At 60.9% G+C, this 24,993-nt stretch carries 30 protein-coding genes and 1 pseudogene; 10 read left to right on the top strand and 21 right to left on the bottom strand.

Annotated elements, in window-relative coordinates:
- The first annotated feature begins 11 nt into the window (after window positions 1-11).
- The 7 genes from EFQ99_RS19230 to EFQ99_RS19200 all read left to right on the top strand — a co-directional run bounded on the left by EFQ99_RS19230 (window position 12) and on the right by EFQ99_RS19200 (window position 5,260).
- Window positions 12-1,295 (top strand): ABC transporter substrate-binding protein, encoded by a 1,284-nt coding sequence (locus EFQ99_RS19230; RefSeq protein WP_126922632.1) that lies wholly within the window; start codon window positions 12-14, stop codon window positions 1,293-1,295.
- 66 nt (window positions 1,296-1,361) lie between these two features.
- Window positions 1,362-2,240, top strand: coding sequence for a carbohydrate ABC transporter permease (locus EFQ99_RS19225; RefSeq protein WP_125843067.1), 879 nt, complete (start codon window positions 1,362-1,364; stop codon window positions 2,238-2,240).
- Window positions 2,237-3,064, top strand: a complete 828-nt coding sequence (locus tag EFQ99_RS19220; RefSeq protein WP_126922630.1) for a carbohydrate ABC transporter permease — start codon at window positions 2,237-2,239, stop codon at window positions 3,062-3,064. Before EFQ99_RS19225 ends, EFQ99_RS19220 begins: the two co-directional genes overlap by 4 nt.
- 5 nt (window positions 3,065-3,069) lie before the next feature.
- The gene (locus EFQ99_RS19215) at window positions 3,070-4,047 is read left to right on the top strand and encodes an ABC transporter ATP-binding protein (RefSeq protein WP_126922628.1); all 978 of its coding nucleotides are present in this window, start codon (window positions 3,070-3,072) and stop codon (window positions 4,045-4,047) included.
- Between the two features lie 117 nt (window positions 4,048-4,164).
- Window positions 4,165-4,413 carry a FitA-like ribbon-helix-helix domain-containing protein gene (locus tag EFQ99_RS19210; protein WP_126922627.1) on the top strand — a complete coding sequence of 83 codons (249 nt, stop codon included), beginning with the start codon at window positions 4,165-4,167 and terminating at the stop codon, window positions 4,411-4,413.
- A complete protein-coding gene (locus tag EFQ99_RS19205) occupies window positions 4,410-4,832 on the top strand; it encodes a type II toxin-antitoxin system VapC family toxin (RefSeq protein WP_126922625.1) in 423 nt (140 codons plus the stop codon). The genes EFQ99_RS19210 and EFQ99_RS19205 overlap by 4 nt, the downstream gene beginning before the upstream one ends.
- Before the next feature lie 134 nt (window positions 4,833-4,966).
- The gene (locus tag EFQ99_RS19200; protein ID WP_126922623.1) at window positions 4,967-5,260 is read left to right on the top strand and encodes a WGR domain-containing protein; all 294 of its coding nucleotides are present in this window, start codon (window positions 4,967-4,969) and stop codon (window positions 5,258-5,260) included.
- Here the strand turns inward: EFQ99_RS19200 and EFQ99_RS19195 are convergent.
- From EFQ99_RS19195 to EFQ99_RS19130, 14 genes are all read right to left on the bottom strand, one after another.
- The gene (locus EFQ99_RS19195) at window positions 5,257-6,066 is read right to left on the bottom strand and encodes a phosphate/phosphite/phosphonate ABC transporter substrate-binding protein (protein WP_126922621.1); all 810 of its coding nucleotides are present in this window, start codon (window positions 6,064-6,066) and stop codon (window positions 5,257-5,259) included. The genes EFQ99_RS19200 and EFQ99_RS19195 overlap by 4 nt on opposite strands.
- 39 nt (window positions 6,067-6,105) lie before the next feature.
- The gene (locus EFQ99_RS19190) at window positions 6,106-7,560 is read right to left on the bottom strand and encodes an NAD-dependent succinate-semialdehyde dehydrogenase (RefSeq protein ID WP_126922619.1); all 1,455 of its coding nucleotides are present in this window, start codon (window positions 7,558-7,560) and stop codon (window positions 6,106-6,108) included.
- 10 nt (window positions 7,561-7,570) lie between these two features.
- On the bottom strand, window positions 7,571-8,650 hold the full coding sequence (locus EFQ99_RS19185) for an ABC transporter ATP-binding protein (protein WP_126922617.1): 1,080 nt from the start codon (window positions 8,648-8,650) through the stop codon (window positions 7,571-7,573).
- Window positions 8,647-9,447, bottom strand: a complete 801-nt coding sequence (locus tag EFQ99_RS19180) for an ABC transporter permease (RefSeq protein ID WP_126922616.1) — start codon at window positions 9,445-9,447, stop codon at window positions 8,647-8,649. The genes EFQ99_RS19185 and EFQ99_RS19180 overlap by 4 nt, the downstream gene beginning before the upstream one ends.
- A 1-nt stretch (window position 9,448) precedes the next feature.
- Window positions 9,449-10,321, bottom strand: coding sequence for an ABC transporter permease (locus EFQ99_RS19175; RefSeq protein ID WP_126922614.1), 873 nt, complete (start codon window positions 10,319-10,321; stop codon window positions 9,449-9,451).
- Between the two features lie 113 nt (window positions 10,322-10,434).
- A complete protein-coding gene (locus EFQ99_RS19170; RefSeq protein WP_126922612.1) occupies window positions 10,435-11,445 on the bottom strand; it encodes an ABC transporter substrate-binding protein in 1,011 nt (336 codons plus the stop codon).
- Window positions 11,446-11,493: 48 nt separating this feature from the next.
- A complete protein-coding gene (locus EFQ99_RS19165) occupies window positions 11,494-11,817 on the bottom strand; it encodes an NIPSNAP family protein (protein ID WP_126922610.1) in 324 nt (107 codons plus the stop codon).
- Window positions 11,818-11,822: 5 nt separating this feature from the next.
- Window positions 11,823-13,286: an aldehyde dehydrogenase gene (locus tag EFQ99_RS19160; protein ID WP_126922608.1), complete on the bottom strand. Its 1,464-nt coding sequence runs from the start codon at window positions 13,284-13,286 to the stop codon at window positions 11,823-11,825.
- A gap of 4 nt (window positions 13,287-13,290) precedes the next feature.
- A complete protein-coding gene (locus EFQ99_RS19155) occupies window positions 13,291-14,331 on the bottom strand; it encodes an LLM class flavin-dependent oxidoreductase (RefSeq protein WP_126922606.1) in 1,041 nt (346 codons plus the stop codon).
- A complete protein-coding gene (locus tag EFQ99_RS19150; RefSeq protein ID WP_126922604.1) occupies window positions 14,328-15,263 on the bottom strand; it encodes a flavin reductase family protein in 936 nt (311 codons plus the stop codon). Before EFQ99_RS19150 ends, EFQ99_RS19155 begins: the two co-directional genes overlap by 4 nt.
- On the bottom strand, window positions 15,260-16,102 hold the full coding sequence (locus EFQ99_RS19145) for an alpha/beta fold hydrolase (protein ID WP_126922603.1): 843 nt from the start codon (window positions 16,100-16,102) through the stop codon (window positions 15,260-15,262). Before EFQ99_RS19145 ends, EFQ99_RS19150 begins: the two co-directional genes overlap by 4 nt.
- 16 nt (window positions 16,103-16,118) lie before the next feature.
- The gene (locus EFQ99_RS19140) at window positions 16,119-16,721 is read right to left on the bottom strand and encodes an amino acid synthesis family protein (RefSeq protein ID WP_126922601.1); all 603 of its coding nucleotides are present in this window, start codon (window positions 16,719-16,721) and stop codon (window positions 16,119-16,121) included.
- 479 nt (window positions 16,722-17,200) lie between these two features.
- On the bottom strand, window positions 17,201-17,896 hold the full coding sequence (locus tag EFQ99_RS19135; RefSeq protein ID WP_126922599.1) for a GntR family transcriptional regulator: 696 nt from the start codon (window positions 17,894-17,896) through the stop codon (window positions 17,201-17,203).
- A 130-nt stretch (window positions 17,897-18,026) separates the two neighbouring features.
- Entirely contained in the window at window positions 18,027-19,412 is a 1,386-nt protein-coding gene (locus EFQ99_RS19130) for an FAD/NAD(P)-binding protein (RefSeq protein ID WP_126922597.1), read from the bottom strand.
- A gap of 204 nt (window positions 19,413-19,616) precedes the next feature.
- Here EFQ99_RS19130 and tauA point away from each other — a divergent pair, with 204 nt between their 5' ends.
- The 3 genes from tauA to EFQ99_RS19115 are packed head-to-tail and all read left to right on the top strand — an operon-like array spanning window position 19,617 to window position 22,327.
- Window positions 19,617-20,630 (top strand): taurine ABC transporter substrate-binding protein, encoded by a 1,014-nt coding sequence (gene tauA, locus EFQ99_RS19125; RefSeq protein ID WP_126922595.1) that lies wholly within the window; start codon window positions 19,617-19,619, stop codon window positions 20,628-20,630.
- Window positions 20,631-20,687: 57 nt separating this feature from the next.
- Window positions 20,688-21,476, top strand: a complete 789-nt coding sequence (locus EFQ99_RS19120) for a taurine ABC transporter ATP-binding protein (protein WP_126922593.1) — start codon at window positions 20,688-20,690, stop codon at window positions 21,474-21,476.
- Window positions 21,473-22,327 carry an ABC transporter permease subunit gene (locus EFQ99_RS19115; RefSeq protein ID WP_126922591.1) on the top strand — a complete coding sequence of 285 codons (855 nt, stop codon included), beginning with the start codon at window positions 21,473-21,475 and terminating at the stop codon, window positions 22,325-22,327. The genes EFQ99_RS19120 and EFQ99_RS19115 overlap by 4 nt, the downstream gene beginning before the upstream one ends.
- Before the next feature lie 103 nt (window positions 22,328-22,430).
- Here EFQ99_RS19115 and EFQ99_RS19110 read toward each other — a convergent pair whose 3' ends face one another.
- The 7 genes and pseudogenes from EFQ99_RS19110 to EFQ99_RS35610 form a co-directional block, all read right to left on the bottom strand.
- Window positions 22,431-22,739 carry a hypothetical protein gene (locus EFQ99_RS19110; RefSeq protein WP_126922589.1) on the bottom strand — a complete coding sequence of 103 codons (309 nt, stop codon included), beginning with the start codon at window positions 22,737-22,739 and terminating at the stop codon, window positions 22,431-22,433.
- A gap of 10 nt (window positions 22,740-22,749) precedes the next feature.
- A complete protein-coding gene (locus EFQ99_RS19105) occupies window positions 22,750-23,331 on the bottom strand; it encodes an RBBP9/YdeN family alpha/beta hydrolase (protein WP_126922587.1) in 582 nt (193 codons plus the stop codon).
- Entirely contained in the window at window positions 23,328-23,480 is a 153-nt protein-coding gene (locus EFQ99_RS35095; protein WP_164736408.1) for a hypothetical protein, read from the bottom strand. The genes EFQ99_RS19105 and EFQ99_RS35095 overlap by 4 nt, the downstream gene beginning before the upstream one ends.
- A 12-nt stretch (window positions 23,481-23,492) precedes the next feature.
- Window positions 23,493-23,660, bottom strand: a complete 168-nt coding sequence (locus tag EFQ99_RS35090) for a hypothetical protein (protein ID WP_164736407.1) — start codon at window positions 23,658-23,660, stop codon at window positions 23,493-23,495.
- Window positions 23,661-23,683: 23 nt separating this feature from the next.
- Entirely contained in the window at window positions 23,684-23,881 is a 198-nt protein-coding gene (locus tag EFQ99_RS19100) for a hypothetical protein (protein WP_126922585.1), read from the bottom strand.
- Window positions 23,882-23,892: 11 nt separating this feature from the next.
- Window positions 23,893-24,453 (bottom strand): FMN reductase, encoded by a 561-nt coding sequence (msuE, locus tag EFQ99_RS19095; protein ID WP_126922583.1) that lies wholly within the window; start codon window positions 24,451-24,453, stop codon window positions 23,893-23,895.
- Window positions 24,454-24,712: 259 nt separating this feature from the next.
- A pseudogene (locus EFQ99_RS35610) lies at window positions 24,713-24,875 on the bottom strand (helix-turn-helix domain-containing protein); the annotation flags it as partial.
- Window positions 24,876-24,993 lie beyond the last annotated feature (118 nt).

Here is a 24,993-nt window from a genome sequence, read left to right as displayed (position 1 = left end):
GGAGGAACGTCATGACACATCGGATAAAGTTCATTCTTGCCGGCACGTCCGCGCTTTTGGCACTGGTTGCGGCCGGGCCGTCACATGCGGAAGTCACGCTGTCGTTCCTGATCGACAACAATCCCGACACGGTCGCGGCAGCCGAGGCACTGGTTACCGCCTATCAGGCCAAGGCGCCCGATGTGACGATCGAAATCGAGCAGCGGCCGGGCGGTGGCGAGGGCGACAATATCGTCAAGACGCGTCTGGCGACCGGGGAAATGTCCGATGTATTCCTCTATAATTCCGGCTCGCTGTTGCAGGCGCTGAAACCCGCCCAGACGCTTGTCGATCTGAGTGGTCTCTCGTCGCAGGCGAAGGTGGACGACGGTTTCAAGTCAGTCGTCCGCGCCGATGGCAAGCTCTACGGCGTTCCCTTCGGCACGGCGATGGCGGGCGGGATCCTCTATAACAGGAAAATCTATCAGGACCTCGGCCTCTCCGTTCCGAAGACATGGGCGGAGTTCATGGCGAACAATGCGAAGGTCAAGACATCAGGCAAGGTCGCGGTGGCGCAGACATATCGCGACACCTGGACCTCGCAGCTGTTCGTTCTGGCCGACTATTACAACCTGCATGCCGCCGTGCCGAATTTCGCCGCCGACTATACCGCCAATAAGGCGAAATATGCAGAGACGCCTGCGGCCATGAAGGGCTTTGAGCGACTGAAGGATGTACACGATGCCGGCCTGATGAACGAAGATTTTGGCGCGGCAAGCTACGATGACGGCCTGAGAATGGTGGCGACCGGCGAGGCAGCGCATTATCCAATGCTGAGCTTTGCGGTCGGCGCGCTCAAGCAGAATTATCCCGAAAACCTCGTCGACGTCGGCTTCTTCGCGCAGCCGTCCGACGATGCCGGGACCAACGGCCTGACGGTCTGGATGCCGCCGGCCCTTTATATTCCCGCGACCAGCCAGCACACTGAGGAAGCGCGGAAATTCGTGGATTTCGCCGGGAGCGTCGAGGCTTGCAAGCTCATGGTGGAAACCAACGCCGTTCAGGGGCCGTCGCTGATCGATGGCTGCGACCTGCCGGCCGACGTACCGCCTGCAATAAAGGACATGCTTCCCTATTTCGAAGCCAAGGACAAGACGACACCGGCACTGGAATTCGTTTCGCCGATCAAGGGGCCATCGCTCGAGCAGATCACCGTTGAGGTCGGCTCCGGTATTCGCCAGCCGGCCGATGCGGCGAAACTCTATGACGACGATGTGCGCAAGCAGGCCAAGCAACTCGGGCTACCCAACTGGTAGTGGTCTTTCGGGTCAATCGACCTCGCTCCTAATGGAGCGAGGCTCCACCCGATCGAAGAGGTAGACATGATCGAGACACGCCCCCGCTCGCGCAAATCGCCCTACCCGCTGTGGTTTTTCATTCCGGCCGCCATCATCTACGGCGTGCTGTTTCTTGTTCCCACGGTCTCATCTCTCTGGTTCAGCCTGACGCGCTGGGATCTTTCGACGGCCGAATTCATCGGGCTCGAGAATTTCCAGCAATTCTTTTCAGAACCGTTCCTGATCAAGGGGCTCGTCAACACGTTGATCTACGCGGTGACGACATCCGGCCTGAAGACGGTCTGCGGGCTGCTGCTGGCCGTGCTGCTCACCAGCAACATCTTCGCCCGCGGTTTTCTGCGAACGTTGGTCTTCTTCCCCGTGCTGGTCTCGACGATCGGCATCGGCATCACCTTCGCCGTCATGATGCATCCGACCAAGGGCATCATCAATGTCACGCTGGAGGCGCTCGGCATCCCCGGGCCGGGATGGCTGACCAATCCAGCGCTCGCGCTGTTTTCGGTGGCGCTGGTCGACGTCTGGAAAGGTGTGGGTCTTGCCACGCTGATCTTCATCGCCGGTCTCGCTGCGATCAGCCCCGATTATTATGAGGCGGCGAGGATCGACGGTGCCACCCGGCTCCAGCAATTCTTCCGGATCACCCTGCCGCTTGTGCGTCCCGCCACCGTGATCGTGGTGACATTGTCGCTGATCGGCGGGCTTCGTTCCTTCGACCTGATATGGGCCATGACCCGGGGCGGACCTGGTTTTTCCTCTGATGTGATCGCCTCGGTTATCTACAAGCAGTACCAGGCGGGTTTCTATGGTTTGTCGACGGCCGGAAACGTCATCCTGTTTGCGCTGATCGCCGTGATCATCCTGCCATTCACTCTATGGTTCAACCGGCGCGAGGTCGAGGCATGAGAAGCGTCCGCCCTTATGTGACGGGGGCGATAGCTCTTGCCGTCGCCACCGTCATCTTCGTCATGCCTTTTGCTTTCGTCGCGCTCCAGGCGGTCAAATCGAAGTCCGAAGCGTCCCGCCTCGATTTTGAATTGCCCGAGCACTGGCTGTTCTGGGATAATCTCGCCGCCGTCTTCAAAGCGCGCGACTACCAGCTCGTGCTCGCCTATTTCAACTCCACCCTGATCACGGTTGCCTCCGTGACAATCCTCATCCTTCTGTCGGCGATGGTCGGATATGTCATGCAGCGCCGCAAGACCGCCTGGAACAGGGTGGCCTTCATTGCGCTTTTCATGGGCCTGATGATGCCGCCGGCCGTCGTGCCCACCATCGGCCTCCTGCAGGAGATTGGTCTGTTCAAGACCATGACCGGGATGATCCTGATCCAGGTCGCCTATAATCTCTCCTTTTCGATACTGCTCTATCGCTCGTTCATCTCGACCATACCGCGCGATCTCGATGAAGCGGCGCTGATCGACGGCGCCAAACCCCGGCAGATCTTCTTCAGGGTAGTGCTGCCGCTTCTGAAGCCGGTGACCGTCACCAATATCGTCGTGCAGTCGATCGCGATCTTCAACGATTTCACCAATCCGCTCTACTACCTCCCCGGCAAGGAGAACGTCACGGTGCAGCTGACGCTCTACAATTTCCAGAGCATGTATACGAGCCAGTACAATCTTCTCTTCATGAACATCCTCCTCGTGACGATCCCGCCGCTGATCGTCTTCATCTTCTTCAACCGCCAGATCGTCGCGGGCATGACATCCGGCGGAGTCAAAGGGTAGTAGGAATGGCCGAACTCACTCTCAAACAGGTTCGCAAGAACTTCGGCGCCCTCGAGGTCATCAAGGGTATCGATCTCGACGTTTCTTCCGGCGAATTCGTCGTTTTCGTCGGCCCGTCGGGCTGCGGAAAGTCGACGCTGCTGCGCATCATCGCCGGCCTCGAGGAAACGACGTCGGGCGCGCTGACCATCGGCGGCAAGGATGTGACCTACGCCGAACCCTCTGAGCGCGGCATCGCCATGGTGTTCCAGAGCTACGCGCTCTATCCGCATATGACCGTTGCGGAGAATATCGGCTTCGGGCTCTCGCTCGCGCGCCGCCCGAAAGCAGAGATCGCCGCCAAGGTCGCAGCGGCGGCCGAAACGCTGCAACTCACCCATCTGCTGGAAAGAAAGCCGAAAGCGCTCTCCGGCGGCCAGAGACAGCGCGTCGCGATCGGCAGGGCGATCGTTCGCGATCCCAAGGTCTTCCTGTTCGACGAGCCGCTCTCCAACCTCGATGCCTCGCTCCGAGCCCAGATGCGCCTGGAGATATCAGAGCTCCACGCACGGCTGAAGGCGACGATGATCTACGTCACCCACGATCAGGTCGAAGCCATGACAATGGCAGACAAGATCGTCGTCCTGAACGGCGGCGCGGTCGAACAGATTGGCAGTCCGATGGAACTCTACCGCAATCCCGCAACCCCCTTCGTCGCCGGCTTCATCGGCAGCCCGAAGATGAACCTCTACGGCGGCGAGACGGCCCGGCGAAAGAACTGCACCACCTACGGCATCCGCCCCGAACATATCAGGCTTTCGGACGGCGCCGGACAGTGGCAGGGGAATATCCGGCATGTGGAGCGGTTGGGCGCTGATGCGATTCTCTATCTCGACGTTCCCGAACTCGGCGAGATGGTCGTGCGCGCCGAAGGCGAGACGCCATTTGCGCCTGGCATGACAGTCTGGGCAAATCCGGTCGAAGGAGCGGAGCACCGGTTCTGAGGCTGGCGTCATGGTTTGGTGCGGTTTTGCGATGTTCCTATGCCGCCATCGATCATGCCAATCTTGAAAATCTGCAATCATTGATTAATATGCAATCATTGATGAATGGAGATAGAGATGGCAAGCATGACGATCCGCAATCTCGATGACGGGCTGAAGCAGCGGCTGCGCATGAGGGCCGCAACGCATGGCCGCTCCATGGAGGATGAAGCGCGGGATATCCTGCGTGCGGCCCTTGCGACCAGCGAACCGCCGGCGCGCAATCTCGCGGACGCCATCCGAGCGCGTCTGCTCTCGGTTGGCGGCGTTGAACTTGATATCCCGCCGCGTGAGCCGATCCGCGAACCACCGGACTTCGCGGCGTGATCGTTCTCGATACCAACGTCATTTCGGAGCTGCTGACACCTGTCCCGAATACATCAGTGGTCAATTGGCTCGCTGCGCAGCATCCTCCGTCAATTTTTACGACAGCAGTCACCGAGGCCGAGATCCTCTATGGACTGCGTCTCCTCCCCGAGGGACGCCGCCGGCGTGATCTCGAGGCGGCAATCCTCCCGATCTTCAGCGAGGATATCGGCGGGCGCGTTTTGCCGTTTGATCGTGACGCCTCAAATGTCTATGCCACGATCGCCAGCGACCGCCGCAGAGCGGGTCGGCCGATCAGCCAGTTCGATGCCCAGATCGCCGCCATCGCGATTTCGCGTGGGGCTTCGCTCGCGACACGCAACGTCTCCGATTTCACGGGCATCGACCTCGAAATTATCAATCCGTGGAAAGAGAGATAGAAGCGCGGGCCGTCATCTGAGCGGAATTGAGCCCGAACGGCCAACCGTGAAACATCACGCGATGGAATCGCCGTCGCTCGATCGATTCAGCATATTCATTGGACGCGGGCAGCACTCGCATAGGATTCTTGGGCATGACCCAAGCGACCCATCCGACATTGCTTTTTCGTATAAACCCCGCGCAGAATATGGCGCGCTTCTATCTGCTGACGATCGAACCCACCCTTTTCGGCGGCAGTTCGCTCATGCGTTGCTGGGGACGGATCGGAACGAAAGGGCAGCTGAAGATCGACCTGTTCGACACGGCTGTCGAAGCCAGTGAGGCTGCCGGTAAGCTGTTGCACGACAAGCTGAAACGGGGATACAGCCGGAATGAGGAAAATTCACGGGAGCACGGCTCAAAACCGATCGGGACGCAAAGGCGCTAATCCGCGCCAGCGCTCAATGGCGGCAATGCATCGCCGGCCAAGGAGAGAAGCGGCTCGTAATCGGCTTCGGAAAGCACCGCAAAATCGACGAGACCCAGAGTGGCGCGCGTGGCGGCCAGCGATGGCTCCCTGATGGCGGCATGAAGTGCGCTCCTCAGGAGACGAATTCTCTCTTCCGATGCGTCGCCAGAGGTGATGAACGGCAGACCCGGACCTCTCGGCGTCTCGGCAATGACGCGGATATCCTGGAGAAGGTCGGGATCGAAGCGGAGAATATTGGCATAGGTGACGCAATCGATCGCCGCGCTGTCTGCCCTGCCCTCGACCACAGCAGCAATGCTGCCGCCATGGCTGCCGGTTTGAATGATCCGTCCGAAAAAGCTGCCATTGCGGGCAAGCGGCGCGACGGCGGCGCGAAAGAAATTGCTGCCGGAATTGCTGTCAGGGCTGTTGATCGCAGCGGTCGTGCCGCGCAGATCCTCCAGCGACTGAAAAGCGGAATCCTTGCGGACGATGACGAAGCTGCACATCAGCGGCCCGTCGCAGCCGGGATAGCCATAAACCGGCGTCGCCACCAGGCGGACCTTGCCGCGCAGGTCCTTCACATAGGGATAGCCGCATGTCTGCGAGAGGAGAAGATCCGGCCGCAGCCAGGCTTCGTCGTAGGGAATGCTCCGGTCGAGCCTCTCGGGCAAGTCCTCGAGACCGGCCTGCGAGAGGCTGCACCTGAGGAACGACCAGAGTTCAGCCGTCGCATCCGCGAGCGGCTGAGATGTGGCATACATGGCAATGCTGACGAGATGCATTCGGTCTTTCCTTGCGGCGAAACGCAAGCATCGACCAGTTCAGGCAATGCCGCCCATGCATACATATTTGAGTTCGGTATATTCGTCCAACCCGTGCCTCGATCCTTCGCGGCCAAGCCCCGACATCTTGACGCCCCCGAACGGCGCCTCGGCCGTGGAGATGAGACCGGTATTGACGCCGACCATCCCATACTCGAGCGCTTCGGCGACGCGGAATACCCGCGACAGATCACGCGCGTAAAAATAGGAGGCCAGCCCGAAGTCGGTGTCGTTTGCCTGCTCGATCACATCCCGCTCGTCGCGGAAACGAAAGAGCGGCGCGAGAGGCCCGAAGGTCTCTTCGCGAGCGACCTGCATGCCGGCATCGACGTCGCGCAGGATCGTCGGTTCAAAGAACAGGCCGCCAAGCGGGTGGCGTTTACCCCCTGAAACGACCCCGGCACCCTTTGCAACAGCATCGCGGATATGGCTTTCGACCTTGGCGACAGCATTGTCGTCGATGAGCGGGCCGAGCACGACGTCGCGCTCCAAGCCGTTGCCGACCTTCAATGCCGCAACGGCCGCCGCAAGCTTGGCGGCGAATGCTTCGTAGACGCCGTCCTGGACGTAAAGCCGGTTGGCACAGACGCAGGTCTGGCCGTTGTTGCGGAACTTGGCGATGATCGCGCCTTCGACTGCGGCATCGAGATCGGCATCGTCGAACACGATGAAGGGTGCGTTGCCGCCAAGTTCGAGGCCGAGCTTTTTGATCGTCGGCGCGCATTGGCGATAAAGCAGTTCGCCCGTCCGGGTGGAGCCGGTAAAGGTCAGGACCCTAATGTCGCGGCTTGCAGTCAACACCCCGCCGATGGCGGCTGCGTCACCGGTCACGATGCTGAGCAGACCCGGCGGCAGACCGGCGCGCTGCGCAAGAACCGCAAGCGCGATAGCCGAAAACGGCGTCTGCGGCGCGGGCTTCAGAACGACGGAACAGCCGGCGGCCAGTGCCGGTCCGACCTTGCGGGTGATCATCGCATTCGGAAAATTCCAGGGCGTGATCGCGGCCACCACGCCTGCGGGCTGGCGAAGCACGAGGATGCGTTTGTCCGGCTGATGTCCCGGGATGGTCTCGCCATTGATGCGTCTCGCTTCCTCGGCGAACCATTCGATGAAGCTTGCGCCATAGGTGATCTCGCCCTTGGCCTCGGCCAGGGGTTTTCCCTGCTCCAGTGTCAGGATCATCGCCAGGTCGTCGCGGTTTTCGATCATCAGGCGGTGCCACGCCTTGAGCACGAACGCGCGCTCGCCGGCGGTCTTCTTTGCCCAAAGCTTCTGGGCGATGACGGCGGCTCTGATGGCCTGCTGCGTCTCCGCGGCACCGAGATCAGGGACCGCACCCAGCGTCTCGCCCGTCGCCGGGTTGCGGATCATCGTCGCCTGCCGGCCTTCCGCTTCGATCCAGCGATCGGCGACCGGGCATGCCTGACGGAACAGCGAGGGGTCAACGAGCTTCATAGGGCAACTTTCAGCAGAACACGTGAGCGGCACCGGGATCGAAATCCAGACGCACCCTGTCACCTCGGCTGAGCCCGGTGATCGCCTCATGACCGAACGGCAGGCGAACTGCGAGCGCTTCACCCGCCGCCGTTTCGGTCGCGACGTGGATATTGTTGCCGAGGAAGGTGATGTCGCTGACGGTCGCGGCAAGACCGGTTCCATCAGCCTGAGCGCGCGACAGCCGAATGCGTTCCGGCCGCAGCATTAGCGCTGCCTTTGTGCCGGAGGTGCCTTTTCCATGCACCGGGATGCGGTTGAACACGCTCCCGCCGCCAAGCGAAATCGTGGCCTGCCCATCGGACGACGACAGCAGGTCACAGGAAATGAAGTCACTGTCGCCGATGAATTCTGCGACGAAGCGGGTCTTGGGATTGGCGTAGAGTTCCGGGCCGGTTCCGATCTGGTCGATGATGCCCTTCGAAAAGACGGCGATGCGGTCGGAAAGACGCAACGCCTCTTCCTGATCGTGCGTGACGTAGAGGATCGTCACTTCGGTCTGCTGGTGGATGCGGCGGATCTCATGCTGGATTTCCTCACGCAGCTTCTTGTCGAGTGCCGACAGCGGCTCGTCCATCAGTAGCACGGGCGGATCGTAGGCAAGAGCCCTGGCAAGCGCGACGCGCTGCTGCTGGCCGCCCGACATTTGCGCAGGTTTGCGATCCTCGAAGCCTTCGAGGCGGACGAGGCGCAGCATCTCCTTCACCTTGCTGTCGATCTCAGCCTTGGACTTGCGCCTGACCTTCAGCGGAAAGGCGATGTTTTCACCCACCGTCAGATGCGGAAACAGGGTGTAGCGCTGGAACACCATGCCGATATTGCGCTTATGCGACGGTGTGGCGAGCAGGGTCTTGCCCTCCAGCGTAATGTCGCCCTTCGTCGGATTGTCAAATCCCGCCAGGATGTAGAGCGTCGTGCTCTTGCCGGATCCGGACGGCCCGAGAAAGGTGAGGAACTCACCGCGGCGGACGTCGAGCGTGACATCGTGCACGGCGACGACGGGGCCGTATTCCTTGCGTATGCCACGGATCTGAAGGAATGGTTCGTTCATTGTTTCAGTACCTTACGCACGACGGCAACAAGTGCCATCAGGATGATCGTCAAAAGGATGAGAAGGGTCGACGCCGCAGCCACGACGGGCGTCAGGTCCTGCCGGAGCGTCGCCCATACCTTCACCGGCAGCGTCTGCAGGGTCGGGCTGGACATGAAGATCGCCACCACCACCTCGTCCCATGATGTCAGGAAAGAGAAGATGGCGGCCGAAAACAGCCCATGACTGATTGCGGGAAGCGTGACCCTGATCTTCGCTTCCAGGGGAGAGGCGCCGCAGAGCACCGCCGCATCCTCGATCGACTTGTCGAAGCCCTCCAGCGCGCTCGATATGGACAGGATCGAGAAAGGCAACGCGAGGACCAGGTGCGAAACGACAAAGCCGGTCAGCGTTCCGCCAAGACCGATCCTGAGAAAGAAGGCGTAGAGGGCAACCGCGAGAACGACGACCGGAAGGATCATCGGCGTGAGGAACAGCGCTTTCAGCGCATCGCGGAAGATGAACGAACCGCGCACCAGCCCGAAGGACGTCACGAGCCCGAGCAGCACCGACAGAACCGTCACAATGACCGCGATCTTGAAACTCGTCAAAGCCGATTCCAGCCAGCGCGGATCGGCGAAGAGCTCACCATACCATTGAAACGTCCAGCCCGGCGGCGGAAAGATCAGCCATTGCGAGGAGCCGAATGACAGGGCCGCGATGAAGAGGATCGGCAGCAGCAGGAAGGCTGCGGTCAGAAGCGTTATCGCCAGAAGCATGTATTTCCACCAGCCGAGGCGGTCGAAATTGAGCAACATGTCAACGTCCTCCCGGGTTCTGGTTGCCTAGGAAACGCAGCTGCACGGCATAAAGCGACAGGGTCACCACCAGGAGAACCAGCGCCGCAGCACCGCCCATTCCCCAATTGACCAGCGACTGCACGAATTGCGCGATCAGCTCTGCGAGCATCATGTTGGCGGTGCCGCCGAGAAGCGAGGGCGTGACGAAATAGCCGAGCGACATGACGAAGACCATGAGGGCGCCGGCCGCCATGCCGGGTGTTGCCAGCGGCAGCAGAACGCGCGTCAGACACTGCCACCGGTTGGCGCCGCAAAGGGCCGCCGCCTGCAGGATCGACGGGTCGATCTTCTTGATGACGCCGTAGAGCGGCAGGATGATGAAAGGCAGCATGATATAGGTCATGCCGATCGTCACCCCGGTCAGGTTGTTGACGAGCGCGAGCGGTTTGTCGATCAGCCCCATTCCCATCAGCATCTTGTTGATGAGCCCCGTTCGCTGCAGAAGCACCATCCAGGCATAGGTGCGGGCCAAGAGGTTGGTCCACATCGACAGGAGCAGGATCGCAAAGATCACCGAGGTCAGCCGTCCGGGCATGATTGCCAGCGCCCAGGCAACGGGAAAACCGATCAGCAGCGAAATCACCGTGACGAGGCCGGAGACGATGAAGGTGTTGGCGAAAATCTTGAGATAGGTCGCCGACCCGATAAGCTGCGCATAATTGCCGAGGCCCGGCACCGGTTCCAGCACGCTCCGCAACAGAAGTATCGCCACCGGCACGATGAAAAAGATGCCCACGAAGGCAAGAGCCGGAGCGACCGCGCCGAAACCTGTTGCCCTCCGCACCTTCGGTAAGGGCGCAATGATGCCGGAGGCATCGCTATACGTCGACATGACAGTCCTTCCCACCCGTCAATTTCCGCGGGGCGCCGGGATAGAAGCAATTGGCAGCGGCGCCGCGGAGGGCACGGCGACCTTCGCCGTGCCCATTCATCTCAGGTTTCAGCTTATTTCGCCTGCCAGGCGTACCACTTCTCGCCGATGGCATCGCGATTCTCAGCCCAATAGTTCATATCGGCATTCACCTGGCTTGCCGTCTGCTGGTCCGGCAGCGTCTTGGCGGTCGCCGGGTCCATCAGCTTGGCGGAGTCGAGGTTGATCGGCGCATAGCCGGTGGCTTTTGCGAGGGCCGCCTGCGGTTCAGCCGAGGTCGCCAGAGCAATGAACTTCATCGCAGCCTCAGCGTTCGGCGAACCCTTCGGCACGACGAGCGCATCAGCTGCGGTGATATTCTGTTCCCAGGAGGTCTCAACCTTGATGCCGGTCGCTGCAAGCGCCGTCATGCGGCCGTTCCAGACACTGCCGAAGGGAGCTTCGGCGGATGCCAAGAGCTGCTGCGACTGTGCGCCGCCCGACCACCAGATGATGTCGGATTTGATCGTATCGAGCTTCTTGAAGGCGCGGTCGAGATCGAGCGGATAAAGCTTGTCGGCAGGCACGCCGTCGGCCAGCAGCGCCGCTTCGATCACGCCGGGAGCCGACCACTTGTAGAATGTGCGCTTGCCGGGAAATTTCGCCGTGTCGAACAGGTCAGCCCATGTCTTCGGGCAAGCGCTGACGGCATCGGCATTGCAGCCGATCACAAAGGAATAATAGAAGCTGCCGACTGAATAGTCGGTGACGAAGCGCGGATCGAGCTTGGATTTATCGATGATCGAGAAGTCGAGTTTCTCGAGCTGGCCGTTTTTGCCGGCCTGGGCAGCGTAGTCGCCTTCAACGTCGACGACGTCCCAGGTGACCTCACCGGCCTCGACCATCGCCTTGAGCTTGCCGTAGTCGGTCGGTCCGTCCTGAACGACGGTGACACCGGTCTTTTCCGTGAACGGGCTTGCCCATGCAGCCTTCTGCGCGTCCTGGGTCGTTCCTCCCCAGCTCGAGAAGACCATGTTGTCGGCGTGTGCGGGTGCGGACGCCGCCACGAATGCGGCGATCGCCGCGAAAGCAAATGTTGTTTTCATGTTCCCTTTTCCTTGTTCTGGTTTGTCCTACGGGTATGCCTTATGCCGTCAGTGCGCCTCGCTCCCGGGCGAAAAGCTTGCTGGCTTCATAATCTTGTTCTCCGCCACTTCGATCAGATCGCGGATCTTGGGCAGGAAGGCCTGCCAACGGGGATCGGCCAGAAGCGTCCGGCGTCTTGCCTCCCGGTCGTCCAGGCTCGCAAAGGCCCAGATGTGGACGATCTCGTTGATCGTGCCGATCTCCGAGAAGAAGTAGCCGACGAGCGTGCCGAGATGGCTCTTCTGGATCTCGATCCCCTCTTCCTCGACGACCTTGAGGTATTGCGGGATCGTGCCGTTCTTCAGCCGATAGGTGCGGATTTCGTAAAACATCGCCGCTATCTCATCACGAAGGGATCGGGGATCGGATCGTCCGATGTCCGGAGCCAAATCGTCTTGGTGCGGGTATAGTCGAGGGCCGCTGCCATGCCCCCTTCCCTACCGTGACCGGACAGGCCGAAACCGCCGAACGGCGCGATCGGCGATACGGCGCGGTAGGTGTTGACCCAGACGATCCCGGCGCGGATCCCCTTCATCAGCCGGTGTGCCCGGGTCAGATTCTGCGTGAAGACTCCGGCGGCCAGGCCATAGCGAGTATCGTTGGCAAGCCTAAGCGCCTCGGCCTCGGTCTCGAAGGACACGACTGAGAGGACCGGCCCGAAGAATTCCTCGATCAGCGAGGGCGAGGCGACATCGTCGCAGTCGAGGATCGTCGGCGGGAAATAAAAGCCTTCGCCGTCAATCTTGCTGCCGCCGGTGACGAGACGGGCGCCGCTTTCGATCGACCTGGCGACGAGCGCGCCGATATTGTCTTGCTGGCGCTTGGTGGCAAGCGGGCCGACCTCCGTCGCCATGTCGAGCGGTGCGCCGATCCGGATCGCCTCAGCCTTCTGTCGCAGCAGGGCGACGAACCTGTCCTTGACGCTGCGTTCGACGATCAAGCGCGACCCGGCAACGCAGCTCTGTCCCGTCGCGGCGAAGATGCCGGCGACCTGGGCGTTGGCAGCACTTTCGAGGTCCGCATCGGCAAAGACGATGAAGGGCGACTTGCCGCCGAGTTCAAGCGAGGTGGAGGCGAGGTTTTCGGCCGAGTTGCGAACGACGTGCCGGGCCGTTTCAGGACCGCCGGTGAAGGCGACGTGCGCAACCTTCGGATGACGGCCGAGCGCGGCGCCGCAGGAAGCGCCGAAACCGGTGATGATGTTGACGACGCCTGCGGGAAAGCCAGCCTCGTGCACGAGACGCGCAAATTCGAGAAGCGGCGCCGGCCCATCTTCCGAGGCCTTCACCACCATGGTGCAGCCGGCGGCCAGCGCCGGACCGATCTTCACCGCCGACAGGAAGAGCTGGCTGTTCCACGGCACGACCATGGCGACGACGCCGATCGGCTCGCGGCGAAGCCAGACATCCATGTCAGGCTTGTCGATCGGCAGGTAGGAGCCTTCGATCTTGTCTGATATGCCGGCATAGTAGCGATAGTAGTCGGCGACATAGGCGATTTGCGCCGATGTTTCACGGATGATCTTGCCGGTGTCGCGCGTCTCCAGTTCAGCGAGAACCTGCGCGTTGGCGGCAACCAGATCGGCGAGCTTGTAAAGCAGCTTGCCTCGCTGCGTGGCCGTCATTTTCGACCAGGGGCCTTCGTAGAGCGCCCTGTCAGCGGCATTCACCGCCCGGTCGACATCATCCTCGCGCGCTTCCGGCATCTCCGCCCAGACCGCGCCGGTGGCCGGATCGATGCTGGGATAACGGGCCTCGCCATCCGAAAATTCACCGTCGATATAGTGCTGGAAACGCCGCATGGCCTTACTCCTGAAATGCCGGCATGACCTCGGCGATGAAGCGTTCGAGCGACGCTTTCTTGCGCTCGAAACTCATGCCGGTGTCGATCCAGAAGGAATATTCGTCATAACCGAGCGCTTCATAGGCTTTGAGCCGGTCAATGACGGTTCGCGCGTCTCCAACGACATTGTTGGTGCGCATGACGTGATCCGAAAGCATGGCGTTCGACCTGATCTGGTCGTCCGGAATCCGCTCGATCAGGCCTTGGTTGACCGGCTTCTCATTTTTGAACCAGGCGAAGAAATAGTTGTAGTAAACGCTGAGTTCGTGCGCGGCCTGGGCGACGTCTTCTTCCGACGAACCGACATAGGTGTGGCGCAGCAGCATGATCTTCGGCCGCTCGACGTCAGGATTTTTGGCGCAGGCATCGTTGAAGCGGTCCATCAGCGACTGGACCTCGTCATCACCCTGCCAGAGCGGCGTAACCTGGACGTTGCAGCCGTTGGCGACGGCAAATTCGTGCGAATTCGGATCGCGCGCCGCAACCCAGATGGGCGGGTTCGGCTGCTGCAGCGGCTTCGGCGCCGAGGTGGTCGCGGGGAACTTGAAGAATTCCCCGTCATGGGCGTAGTCGCCGTTCCAGATTCCTTTGATTGCCGGGATGAGTTCCCGCATGCGCTGACCGGCACCCCATGCATCGAGACCCGGGAGCAGGCGCTCGTATTCGAAGGAATAGGCGCCGCGCGCAATGCCGATGTCGAGCCTTCCATCGCAGATGATGTCGGTCATGGCAGCCTCGCCGGCAAGCTTGATCGGATGCCAGAAGGGCGCGATTACCGTTCCCGTCCCGAGCCTTGCCCGCGATGTGCGCCGCGCCAGATCGGCAATGGTGACGAACGGGTTGGGCGCGATGGTGAAATCCATGCCATGATGTTCGCCCGTCCAGATCGCATGCATGCCGCCCTTGTCGGCGATCTCGCAGAGCGCGACGAATTCCTCGTAAAGGCTCTTGTGGCTCTGGCTGGCGTCGAGCCGTTCCATATGGACGAAGAGGGAGAACTTCATGCTTTTGCGCCCTTGGCTGGAATGGGATGAACTTTGCCGCCGGTCTCGTCACCGAAATAGACGCCGAAATTGCCGATCGAGCTTTCCATCGCGAAGCGATTGACGATATCGGCGGTCGAGCTGGTCTTGAACTGCGCACCGGATATGGCATCGGCCTTCAGGAACCTGCCGCTCGCGGGCTCCCCATCACCTGCGACAGCGTGGTAGACGATGTGCTGCTTACCGTCGCTCTTGCCCTCGTAAACCGAATAGAGAAAGCCGATGCTGACCTTCAGCCCGGTTGATGTCTCCAGGTATTTTTCCAGCATCTCCGTCGGGTTGCCGTCATGGGCGTCAATGCTTGGGAGAAACAGAACGTCATCGCCGAGCAGCAGAACCTCTCCGCGTCGTTCGACGACGGCGGCAAGTTCCAGATTGCCTTCGGCTGCCGCGGAGACCGCCTTGCTGGCGAGCGTCGGGGTGAAGTAGCCGCCACGGGCATAGCCGAGACCGTTGCGGCCGCTATTGTCGAAGGATTCGATGCTCCCGATCAGGATGACGTGGTCGCCGGCCTCGATGACCTCTTCCATGGCGCATTCGAACCATGCCGCCACGTTCGAGAAAATCGGGCAGCCTGCCGTTCCCTTGGCCCACTCGACCGCCGCAAACCGGTCCTCGACAGGACGCGCAAAGGTATTCGACACATCCTTCTGCGTTTCCGACAGCACGTTGATCGCAAAATGCTGCGCGCCGGTCATGGTGGCGAAATTTCGCGAGGTCTTGGCAAGGCAGACGAGCAGCAACGGCGGATTGAGCGAGACCGAGGTGAAGGAGTTCGCCGTGAAGCCGATCGGATTTCCCTCCCCGTCGCAGGCGGTGACGACAGTCACGCCTGTGGGAAAAGCCCCGAATGCATCGCGCAATGCTCTTGGATCGACAGTCTGGATTGTCATCGTTCATCCTCCCCGAACGACAGCCACTCGGCGAGCAGCGAATTGACGATATCAGGCGCGGTCAGGTTCACCATATGGCGATGACCTTCGACGATGCGGGCATAACCCCGGGGCGCAAGCTCTGCCATTTGCGTCGCCATCAAGGGCGTCGAGTTCGGATCGTCGGACCCCGTCAGAAACAAGGCCGGACCAGCCACGTCTTTCCAGCCGTCGGCATAGGTCTCGTCTCCACCCGCAAAGGCGGCGTAGGCGACAGCATAACCCTGGGGGTCGACGAGGTTGAGCCATTTCCGTGTCAGCTCACGAGCAGCATTGCTCTCCGGATCATCGCCGAACCAGCGCGCCAGCGGACCTTCCTTATCCACGCCCGTCACCGGAATGGCCGCGGCCCGCTCGAGGACGGCAGCCTTGGCTTCCGGGTCACGGCGATAGACGCCATTGAGGTAAGCAACGCGCTTGATGCGTTGACCGAAGGTCGCAGCCGCCCCTCCCGACACCAGTGCGCCCATGGAATGCCCGGCGACATTCACCGTGCCGATTTCCATCTCATCGAGAAAGCGGCCGAACCAGGCGACAAATTCCTCGAGGCGGCTGCCGACCTGCAGCTTTGCGCTCTCGCCGTGCCCCGGCATGTCCACGGCGATGACGCGATATCCGCCGGACAGGGATGCGATTTGCGGCGCCCAGGCTTCGAGCCGCATGCCGACACCATGGATCAGGACCAGCGACTCGCCGCTCCCGGCCTCATGATAAGCCGTCCCGCCTGCCGTCCTCTTGCGAGGAAAGGCACCGGCGTCCTTCACTGCAGCGGTGCCTGAGATCGATCCGGCTGCCTGCATGTCAGAGCCCACCCCTTCAAACGCCCGCCGGATTGGCGACGTCCTGCCCCAGATCCTTGAGATCCTGATAGCGGTCGCCGATGCGATGATGAGGACGCCCGCCCACCGAAGCGCCGAGCGCCACGACAATCTCATCGGCAGCAGGCGCGTCGGGGATCGACGTCTGGATGGTCAGGTAGTGGGAGCGGCGGCCTTCATCGTTCTTGTCCATCAGCGGGATCATGATCGGCGCGTTGGCAGGGCCGCGCGTATTGCAGAAGGCGAGATACGACTTGGCGCCGACAGCCTGGCGGTAAAAATTGCCGAAGCGCAGCGTGTGGATGAGTGCGGATGCGTGCTCGATCTCACCGTTCAGGCCGACGACGGCCGCCTTTCCATAGCCTTCGACAGCCTCGCCGGAACCGACCGCGTCGATGATCATCCTGGTCAGCAATTCACCGAGCACGGGAGCCGCAGCATGGATTTCCGGCTTGAGGTCTTCGACGAAGCCGCGCCCCGCCCAGGGGTTGTTCACAACCGCGAAGGCCGAAAACAGCTTCAACGGCACGGCTGCAGCCTTGCCGCCCTCGATCAGCGTCGTTTCGATCTGCAGTCCCGTCTTGCGAATTTGGATGGCCATCTGAATACCTCAATCCCGTTATTAGGTATTATGGTATACCATAGTATAAGAGTGTCAAGTTCGCTATGCGACCCAAGGGAAAATCTTAAAAATACCGTTATAAAACAACACTTTAATAATCAGCTGGCATTCCACATTGACCGCCGCGTTATCTGCTCAAGAGCGAAAATTTCCAAGCCGGCCACGAAAAACGGTTAGCCGCCCGGAATAACCTCTTCATTTTTGTCCACTGTTGTCAGCTGACAAAGCCCCGCGAATGCGCGACCGACAGGCGCGCAACAAACCCGAAAGGCAGGATGGTCCAGACTCAGCAATGTCACCTTAGATATTATTTATTATGGCATACCATCACATCACGCAAAGTTGCGTGTCAAGCCGGCAGTGCCGACTCCCCAGAATCGTGATTGGCATGATGATGGGCGATCGATGGCACGAATGCGTCGCCCGCTTCCAATGGAAGCTGCGGCGGTCGCCCGGTCTTACTCGGCGGATTTCTTGGCCGACAGCACCGCTTCGGCAATCGCGCAGGCGGCGGCGACATGGTCCATCGCCGCCTGGTAAGCCCCCTCGCCGTCGCCGCGGCGGATGGCGTCGACGATCTTCGCCATCTGCGCCGGCCCTTCAATGCTGCGTCGCTCCGTCTTGATCGTCATCGAGCGCAAGTGGTTTATGCGCACGGTGAGAAGGTTGACGACACCCCAGGCAACATGCCTGTCGACCATGGTAAACAGCGTTTGGTAGAAGGAAGAGGTGTTCGCGAGCACAGCCGCCATGTCATTGTCGCGATAGCTGTTGCGTATCCCGGTCAGGGATTCTTCCAGCGCAGCAACAATCTCGGGACTGCTGCGCTCCGCACACAGCCGCGCCGCCATGCCCTCGAGCGCGCCGCGGATCTCATAGATCTGTTTGGCTTCGTCGATGTCGAGCTGGGCAACGATCGGCCCCTTGTTCGGCAGATTGGCGACGAGCCCTTCCGATTCCAGATGCCGCAATACCTCGCGCACGACGGTTCGGCTGACGCCAAGCTGGGCGCAGAGGTCGCGTTCGACGAGGCGGTCACCGGGACGGAAATATCCGTTGACGATGGCTTCGCGGACCTTGTCGAGCGCCAATTCCCGCAATGTCTTTGCAGGACGCTCGACCCTGATTGTTGCGTCCTTCAGAGCACCGCTCATTCTGCACCTCAATGTTAGACCGGCTAAACGCGAACGAACGTCGCCGCGGCAGTCGAATTCGGGAAATCGTATTATGGCGTACCAGATACTGTAGCTGCCGGCGACCGGCAATTCAACAGCCCGGGAACGATCAGGAATTGTCAGCCTGTGCCTCGGCAATCGTGCGTTTCGCAACGATCTCTTCGACCACAGCCTTCGCCTGCAACCGAATATCGGGAACGGCCGTGATCTCCCAGAACTGTCCCGCCGTCAAGGCGCCCACGGTAAACAGCCGGGCAGGCGAAATCCGCGATGGGGCCATCACCTCTGAAGCAGCGTCCACCTGGATCCCGAGACCGAGGGGATCAGCGGCGATCAGTTGAAACCGGCTCATTTCCTTCAAAAGCGGGGAATGGCTGATCCCGGCACGCTCCATCCCCGTGCAGTTGACGAGCCAGTCCGCCCGGATCTCGGCGATGTCTTGCGTCCCTCTGATCCTGTATCCGGCAAGGAGCCTGTCCTCCTCGGCTCTAAGCGATTTCAGGAAGCCGGCATGGAAACGAACGGTTCCTTCCGAGACCAGTTTGTCGAACCTGTCGAACACCTCGGGCGCGACCCGATGACGGTGGATGTTCCACCAGGGAAGCGCATGCCTGAGGAAGCGTGCCCGCTCCTCGCTGGAAAGCCGCTGCCAGAGAGCCTGCGTGAGGGGCCTCAGGCCATCCATCACACTTCGCCAGTCGTCGACCGCCCTGCCCCTCTCCCGCAAGCTCTTCAATATGCTGCTGATCGTTCCGGGAAGCGCCTCAACGTCGATCGGCAGCGGCGCCGGCGGCTTCCCCACATGGCCGAGCGGCGCGAGCCCGCGGCGCGAAAGCACGTCGATCCTGCCATTATGGCCGTGCGCGCGAAGAGCCAGAACCTGATCGATCATCGTCAGGCCGGAGCCGAGGATGCAGACGGCATCGGACAATGCGACGCGCCGCAGCCAGGAGAACCGCCAAGGGTTCTCGATGATCCGCGACCTCAGTGATAGAGGAGCGCCAGCCGGATCGACCGGGAGCTTGGCGTTGCCGACACCGAGACAGAGCACCACGTTCTTTCCGGCGATCTCGTCGCCATTGCCGAGCTGGAAGGCCAGCGTGCTGTTGTAACGCTCCACGCATCCCGTCGCCTTGGCTCTGATGAAATCCACCCGGCAGCGACCGTCGCGCCTTCGAAGCAGCCGCGCAAGCGTATCCCTGATATAGAGGCCGTAATCGCTACGCGAGGCGAAATCGCCGGCCTGCAGTGGGCGTCCATGGCTTTTCAGCCAGTTGACGAAGTCGTCGGGATGATGCGGCAACAGGCTCATGCGGCCCGCCGGCACATTCAGGCGGTGGAGATAGAGTTCCGTCCGATATGCCGTCCCGCGGCCGAAGCCGGGATCGTCACCGACGACGGCAATCTTCGCCGAAGCGGGAAGCTGCTCGATGAGATTGCAGGTCACGGCTATCGCCGAAAAACCGGAACCGACCACGATAACATCGTATATCACCGCATTCTCCCTGAAGCTTCGCAGACCTTAGCTCCCATCGCTCACTCGTCCTTGGGATCGCGTCAGCGGCGGAATCACGAAAACAAATGTCTTCATTGTCTATAAATATAGTTTGTTATTTCTCCCGCTAGCCCGTTCTCAACCATTACCCTTTTGAGGGTGAGATTAAGGGGGCCGGGTGGCCCTCAAACAAAGGGGCTCAAGATGAATTTCAAAAAATTGGTTGCCGCGATCGCTATCGGCGTCGGCACTCTTGCAGCGGCTGCTGTCACTGAGGCGGCGGACAAGAAGGTAGTCGTCGGCTATCAGACCGACGCCCTGCCGTCTTCGGTAGCAATCGCCAATGGCGAATTCGCCAAGTCGACGGGCTATGACATCGATTTCCGCAGGTTCAATTCCGGCGCCGAGATCTTTGCGGCCATTGCCTCGGGCGATGTCCAGGTCGGCTATGTCGGCTCCAGCCCGTTTGCGGCTGCGGTATCGCGCGGGCTCGAGGTCAAAGCCTTCTACCTCGCCTCCATCTCGGGCATCGACGAGGCTCTCGTCGTTCGCAACGGTTCCGGTATCGAAAGCCTGAATGACCTCAAGGGCAAGAAGCTTGCCGCCGCGCCGGTTTCCACCGACCACTATCAGCTGCTGGCGTTGATCAAATCGCTCGGCCTGACCGAAAAGGACGTGCAGGTCTTCGCAATCCCGCAGCCCGAGATCGTCGCCAGCTATAATCGCAGCGACATCGATGGCGGCTTCGTCTGGGATCCGGCACTGACCGAACTGAAGAAGAACGGCAAGGTTCTCGTCACCTCGAAGGACGTGGCGGACAAGGGTGCGCCGACCTTCTCGGCCTGGGTTGCGACCTCGAAGTTTGCCACCGACAACCCGCAATTCCTGAAGGGTTTCGCTTCGGTCATCAACAAATACTACGCGTCCTTCGCCTCGGACAAAGCCGCCTGGGGTCCCGATAGCGACAACGCCAAGTCGCTCGCCAAGCTTCTCGGCGGAACGCCGGACCAGCAGGCATCGGCCCTGAAGAACCTGACCCTTCTGACGCCTGAGGTCCAGGCATCGGACGCCTGGCTCGGCGGCGGCGAAAAGGCCGGCGCCGGCAAGATTCTCAAGGACACGGCATCGTTCCTGAAGGAACAGGGCAAGGTTTCCGACGTCCTGGCCGATTACGGCGCCTTCGTCACCGCCGACGCGCTCACCGGCGTCAGCAACTGATCCTCCCCGACGCCGGCGCGGCTTGCCGCGCCGGCGTCTAATTTGCGAGCGGGCAACATGCTTAAAGTCGATCACGCCGGCGTTTTCTTCTCAGCCCGCGACGGGCGGACGGTTCATGCGCTCGATCGCGTTTCCTTCGATATTCCCGAACGAGGCTTCGTCGTGGCGCTCGGAGCATCGGGATGCGGCAAGTCAACCCTTCTCAACGCGATCGCCGGGTTCCTTCCGCTTTCGGAAGGCCGGATCACGCTTGATGGCCGCGCGGTCGAACGACCGGGTGCTGATCGCGGCGTCGTCTTTCAGAAGGACTCGCTGCTGCCCTGGAAATCCGTGGTCGACAATGTCGCGCTCGGCCTGAAATTCGCCGGCGTAAACCGGAAGGAGCGCCAGGCAAGCGCCCTGGAACTTCTCCGGCTCGTCGGCCTTGCCGAATTCGCCGGCGCTTTTCCCTACGAGCTGTCGGGCGGCATGCGGCAGCGCGTCGGCATTGCCCGAGCTCTCGCGACAAATCCCGATATCCTGCTGATGGACGAACCGTTCGGCGCGCTCGACAGCCTGACGCGCGAGCAGATGCAGGAACTGCTGGTGTCCATCTGGGACAAGACGGCAAAAAAGATTTTCTTTATCACCCATTCGATCGAAGAGGCTCTGTTCCTTGGCACGCAGGTCCTGGTCATGTCGCCGCGGCCGGGACGCGTCGTAGCGCGCTTCGACCTCGATTTCATTAACCGCTTCGCCGAAACCGGCGACGCCCGATCGATCAAGGCGTCCCCGCAATTTGCCGAGCTGCGCGAGGAGATCCGCGCCATTCTCCACAGCACCGAAGACTTGAGGAGCGCCGCATGAGCGATGTAGTCCAGGCCCCGCCGATTGCGGCCGATATAGAGAACCATCAGGTCAAGTTGGTGAAAATGGCAGGCTTCGGCGCCGGCGACAAATCGACGGTGGCGATCAGCGTTGCCACCGCGCTCGCCATACTGCTGCTGTGGTGGGTTGTATCCGCGCTCGGTGTCGTTCCACACCTCTTCCTGCCGCGCCCGGACGAGGTGCTCACACAGATCGGCGCTATCTATCGCGACGGTTACGCCGGAGCGTCGCTCTCCGAGCATGTCTTTGCGAGCCTGTTCCGTATCGTCGTCGCCGCTCTCATCGCCGTCTCCGCCGGCATTCCGCTCGGATTGCTCATGGGCTTGAACCGCTGGGCAAAGGGCGTACTCGACGCACCGATCGAATTCTACTGGCCGCTTCCGCCGCTCTCCTACCTGCCGCTGATGATCATCTGGCTCGGCATCGGCGAGACGTCGAAGATCACGCTGCTGGTGCTTGCGATGTTCGCACCGATCTGCCTCTCGGCCCAGGCCGGCGTTCGTTCGCTGCCGATCGAGCGCGTCAATGCCGCGCGTTCGCTAGGCGCAAGCCGGCTGCAGCTGTTCCTCGATATCGTCCTGCCGTCCGCCATGCCCGAGATTCTCACCGGCATCCGTATTGCACTCGGGGTCGGCTGGGGTACGTTGGTTGCCGCCGAATTGATCGCCTCGACGCGCGGGATCGGCTTCATGATCATGTCGGCTTCGCAGTTCCTGGCGACCGACGTCGTCTTCGTCGGCATCGGCATCATCGCCGTCTGCGCCTTCACCTTCTCGGCCGTCATCCGCTTTCTGGAGGCCTTCCTCGTGCCGTGGAAGGGCAAGCTCTAAAGCGTGAGAAGCGAATCTGAAAGCTGGCGACCCGCTTAAAGCGGGGCGCGAACTTCTTCGCCCCGCAGGATCGCCGCGTGCTCCTGCTCCAAAGGTTCAGGTGTCAATGCACCGTAAACCTGGCCGCGTCGGTTCGGCGGCGCTCCAAGCTGCGTATCAGCATCGCCGCCTCCCTGACGATTGCCTGGAATGTCGCATCGTCTGCCTCGGCGATCCTTCCGGTCATATCGCGGATGATCGTCGTCAAATGGATGATCGAATAGCGGCTCTGCACATCGTCCGGACCGAATCCGCTATCGGCCATGGCAAGCAGCGCCTGCACCAGGCGCTCCATCGTCTGCCGCCGCCTGCTCCTCGGATCGGCATCCGGATCTTCGCTGAGACGCAGGAGATCGGCGACAATGTCGGACATTCCGTTCCACTCACATCGCGAAGGCTGGCGGCATGGCGACGGTATGCCTTCGACCACGCGTCTGCGTCTTCAAGGTCTCTAGCAGCCGGTAGCCTGTGCGCCAGCGGCCAAAGCCGCTGGCAACATTGATATGTCCGGCGAGGCCGATATTCCTGGTTTCGGCGTTCCATAAGCGGCCGAACAGGGTCAACCGGTCGACCGTCATGTACGCATCGTTCATGCTGCCGACGACGATGCTCGGATATGGCAGAGCGGCTGTCGGCATGTCGCCAAACGAGATCTGCCCCGGATGCAGATTTTCCGTGACCGGCAGATCGCATGGAGCAACGAGCAATGCCCCCTTCACGTGACGTGCCGCACTTCGCCCGGCCAGTCGGGCGGCCAGCAGGCATCCGAGACTATGGGCCACCAGATAGGCCTCGCCCGCCTCTTCCAGCGCACTTTCCAGCCGCGGCAGCCAGCTGTCGAGGTTCGGATGGTCCCAATCGTCCTGGGTAACGCAACGGCTGTCCGGCTGATCCTGCAGCCAGTGCTGTTGCCAATGCCCTTCGCCCGAGCCGAAAAGGCCGGGGAGGATAAGTACATCGCTCATTGGATCAGCCCGATCACCAGGGCGAACAGGAATGCGAAAGAGCCGGCGACCGTGCAGATTCCGGCCGCATGCCTGAATTGCGACATTAAGCTGCCCGTTGCTCTTCTCGCACCGTGCCGACCGAGGTCGGTCTCAACGACGATTGCCATCACGCCACCTCCTCAATACCAAAGCCCGGGCAACGCGCCCCAATAGTGAAGTTCGTATTCGCGCGCGGACCGATCGCGTTCGTCGTCCCGCACAAATGACGCAACTACAGGCTCCCGCGCCTTTGCATGGAAGAGGCGGCCGATCACGAGTTTCAGCCAGACGTGAAAATCAAGCTTCATGCGAACCTCCTGGGATCGATAGGTTAGGAAATCAGCGAATGACGTTGGGCGTTGGCGAGAAGATCGCGGAGCGATGCTGTTGGTCCGTAGAGCATCAGCAGGCGGTTCTCCTCCCGTTTGGCGAGACGGTATCGTCGGGCGAATTCGAAGACGCTCCACAGTTGATCGCCTGCCCCCGGCCTTTCGGCATCGGTAATTGTCGCTTCCTGGGATCGAGCCATGGCGACGATCCTTATTCGGCCGCCGCCAGCGCCGGGTTTGCACCCGGGAAGAAGGCCGCCAATTCGCCGACCACTTCGTTGATGCGGGCCAGGAGCGGATCGGATGAGACCGCAAAGTCCGTGAAGTCGCGATCGGACGCGTAAACGGCAGTCGGCAATGTATGGGCCATGAAAAAACCAAACAGCGGCCGAAGCTGATGCTCGACCATCAACGCATGCCGATCACCGCCCCCTGTCGCCGTGATGATGATCGGTTTGCCCCGGAGTTCGTGCGGGTCGATCAGGTCGATCAGGTGTTTGAAATGGCCGGGATAAGAGCCCTTGTAGGTCGGCGAACCGATGACCAGGGCATCGGCCTGCACGATCTCGTCGACGACACGCCTGGCCTGCTCGTCGAGGTCCTTGCGCCACAAGGTGCTGCCCAGCGACGGGCCGACATCGTTGAGATCATAGGTCTTGCTCGTAAATCCGTAACGAATGCTCGCGCGGTCAGCGACGTGCCGGACGAGTGCAAGTGTTTTCGATGGGCGGTTGAAGCTGCCAGCAATGCCGACGAGTTTGAAACCTGACATGGTTTTTCCTCTCTTTGGGTTGCCTCAACTATTGTCTACAAAATTGATAGATTAAAGAAACATGTGTCTCTCCTTGTTCGCGTCGTTGAAAAAAACGTTCGTCACCGCTTCGGCACGCATAAGCTGCGCTTCCGATGACAATTTCGGGAGAGCTCGATCTTGAGCCGGGTACTTTCGCATTCTGCCGGCCACAGGTTTCGTTCTGTCGTCAGCCTGCGGCGGTCGTTAGTCGCTTCCGCAAAAAGCCCCGCGGATCTGGTCAGTGTGTGGATTGTACCGCTGCTGCCCGCATACGCGTCTCCTTCGGACACTCGCCGAACGGCATTGCGGTAAACAACGGAGAACCGGCCCGGGTGAAAAAAGCCCCACATCGCGCAAATTTCGCGAACCGATTTTTGATTTAAAGGATCAGCCAGTTGGTCATGAGGCCGCCATCTCAATGAGCAGAGGCTTGCGCCACCATGATGGCAGCTCAGCTTTCATGCGGCGGTGAAGAAAGCCGGTGTGCGGAATTAGAATGTCAGTATCCGCGCCACCGAC

Origin of the sequence: Rhizobium vallis, from assembly GCF_003985155.1 — a bacterium.
In the GTDB taxonomy this organism is placed as follows: domain Bacteria; phylum Pseudomonadota; class Alphaproteobacteria; order Rhizobiales; family Rhizobiaceae; genus Rhizobium; species Rhizobium vallis.
This window is presented reverse-complemented; position numbering and strand designations above follow the sequence as displayed.

Bases quoted from the DNA above. Each gene is read 5' to 3' on its own strand.
- EFQ99_RS19230 (WP_126922632.1), top strand. From the start codon at position 12: ATGACACATCGGATAAAGTTCATTCTTGCCGGCACGTCCGCGCTTTTG.
- EFQ99_RS19225 (WP_125843067.1), top strand. From the start codon at position 1,362: ATGATCGAGACACGCCCCCGCTCGCGCAAATCGCCCTACCCGCTGTGG.
- EFQ99_RS19220 (WP_126922630.1), top strand. From the start codon at position 2,237: ATGAGAAGCGTCCGCCCTTATGTGACGGGGGCGATAGCTCTTGCCGTC.
- EFQ99_RS19215 (WP_126922628.1), top strand. From the start codon at position 3,070: ATGGCCGAACTCACTCTCAAACAGGTTCGCAAGAACTTCGGCGCCCTC.
- EFQ99_RS19210 (WP_126922627.1), top strand. From the start codon at position 4,165: ATGGCAAGCATGACGATCCGCAATCTCGATGACGGGCTGAAGCAGCGG.
- EFQ99_RS19200 (WP_126922623.1), top strand. From the start codon at position 4,967: ATGACCCAAGCGACCCATCCGACATTGCTTTTTCGTATAAACCCCGCG.
- EFQ99_RS19195 (WP_126922621.1), bottom strand. From the start codon at position 6,066: ATGCATCTCGTCAGCATTGCCATGTATGCCACATCTCAGCCGCTCGCG.
- EFQ99_RS19190 (WP_126922619.1), bottom strand. From the start codon at position 7,560: ATGAAGCTCGTTGACCCCTCGCTGTTCCGTCAGGCATGCCCGGTCGCC.
- EFQ99_RS19185 (WP_126922617.1), bottom strand. From the start codon at position 8,650: ATGAACGAACCATTCCTTCAGATCCGTGGCATACGCAAGGAATACGGC.
- EFQ99_RS19180 (WP_126922616.1), bottom strand. From the start codon at position 9,447: ATGTTGCTCAATTTCGACCGCCTCGGCTGGTGGAAATACATGCTTCTG.
- EFQ99_RS19175 (WP_126922614.1), bottom strand. From the start codon at position 10,321: ATGTCGACGTATAGCGATGCCTCCGGCATCATTGCGCCCTTACCGAAG.
- EFQ99_RS19170 (WP_126922612.1), bottom strand. From the start codon at position 11,445: ATGAAAACAACATTTGCTTTCGCGGCGATCGCCGCATTCGTGGCGGCG.
- EFQ99_RS19165 (WP_126922610.1), bottom strand. From the start codon at position 11,817: ATGTTTTACGAAATCCGCACCTATCGGCTGAAGAACGGCACGATCCCG.
- EFQ99_RS19160 (WP_126922608.1), bottom strand. From the start codon at position 13,286: ATGCGGCGTTTCCAGCACTATATCGACGGTGAATTTTCGGATGGCGAG.
- EFQ99_RS19155 (WP_126922606.1), bottom strand. From the start codon at position 14,331: ATGAAGTTCTCCCTCTTCGTCCATATGGAACGGCTCGACGCCAGCCAG.
- EFQ99_RS19150 (WP_126922604.1), bottom strand. From the start codon at position 15,263: ATGACAATCCAGACTGTCGATCCAAGAGCATTGCGCGATGCATTCGGG.
- EFQ99_RS19145 (WP_126922603.1), bottom strand. From the start codon at position 16,102: ATGCAGGCAGCCGGATCGATCTCAGGCACCGCTGCAGTGAAGGACGCC.
- EFQ99_RS19140 (WP_126922601.1), bottom strand. From the start codon at position 16,721: ATGGCCATCCAAATTCGCAAGACGGGACTGCAGATCGAAACGACGCTG.
- EFQ99_RS19135 (WP_126922599.1), bottom strand. From the start codon at position 17,896: ATGAGCGGTGCTCTGAAGGACGCAACAATCAGGGTCGAGCGTCCTGCA.
- tauA (WP_126922595.1), top strand. From the start codon at position 19,617: ATGAATTTCAAAAAATTGGTTGCCGCGATCGCTATCGGCGTCGGCACT.
- EFQ99_RS19120 (WP_126922593.1), top strand. From the start codon at position 20,688: ATGCTTAAAGTCGATCACGCCGGCGTTTTCTTCTCAGCCCGCGACGGG.
- EFQ99_RS19115 (WP_126922591.1), top strand. From the start codon at position 21,473: ATGAGCGATGTAGTCCAGGCCCCGCCGATTGCGGCCGATATAGAGAAC.
- EFQ99_RS19110 (WP_126922589.1), bottom strand. From the start codon at position 22,739: ATGTCCGACATTGTCGCCGATCTCCTGCGTCTCAGCGAAGATCCGGAT.
- EFQ99_RS19105 (WP_126922587.1), bottom strand. From the start codon at position 23,331: ATGAGCGATGTACTTATCCTCCCCGGCCTTTTCGGCTCGGGCGAAGGG.
- EFQ99_RS35095 (WP_164736408.1), bottom strand. From the start codon at position 23,480: ATGGCAATCGTCGTTGAGACCGACCTCGGTCGGCACGGTGCGAGAAGA.
- EFQ99_RS35090 (WP_164736407.1), bottom strand. From the start codon at position 23,660: ATGAAGCTTGATTTTCACGTCTGGCTGAAACTCGTGATCGGCCGCCTC.
- EFQ99_RS19100 (WP_126922585.1), bottom strand. From the start codon at position 23,881: ATGGCTCGATCCCAGGAAGCGACAATTACCGATGCCGAAAGGCCGGGG.
- msuE (WP_126922583.1), bottom strand. From the start codon at position 24,453: ATGTCAGGTTTCAAACTCGTCGGCATTGCTGGCAGCTTCAACCGCCCA.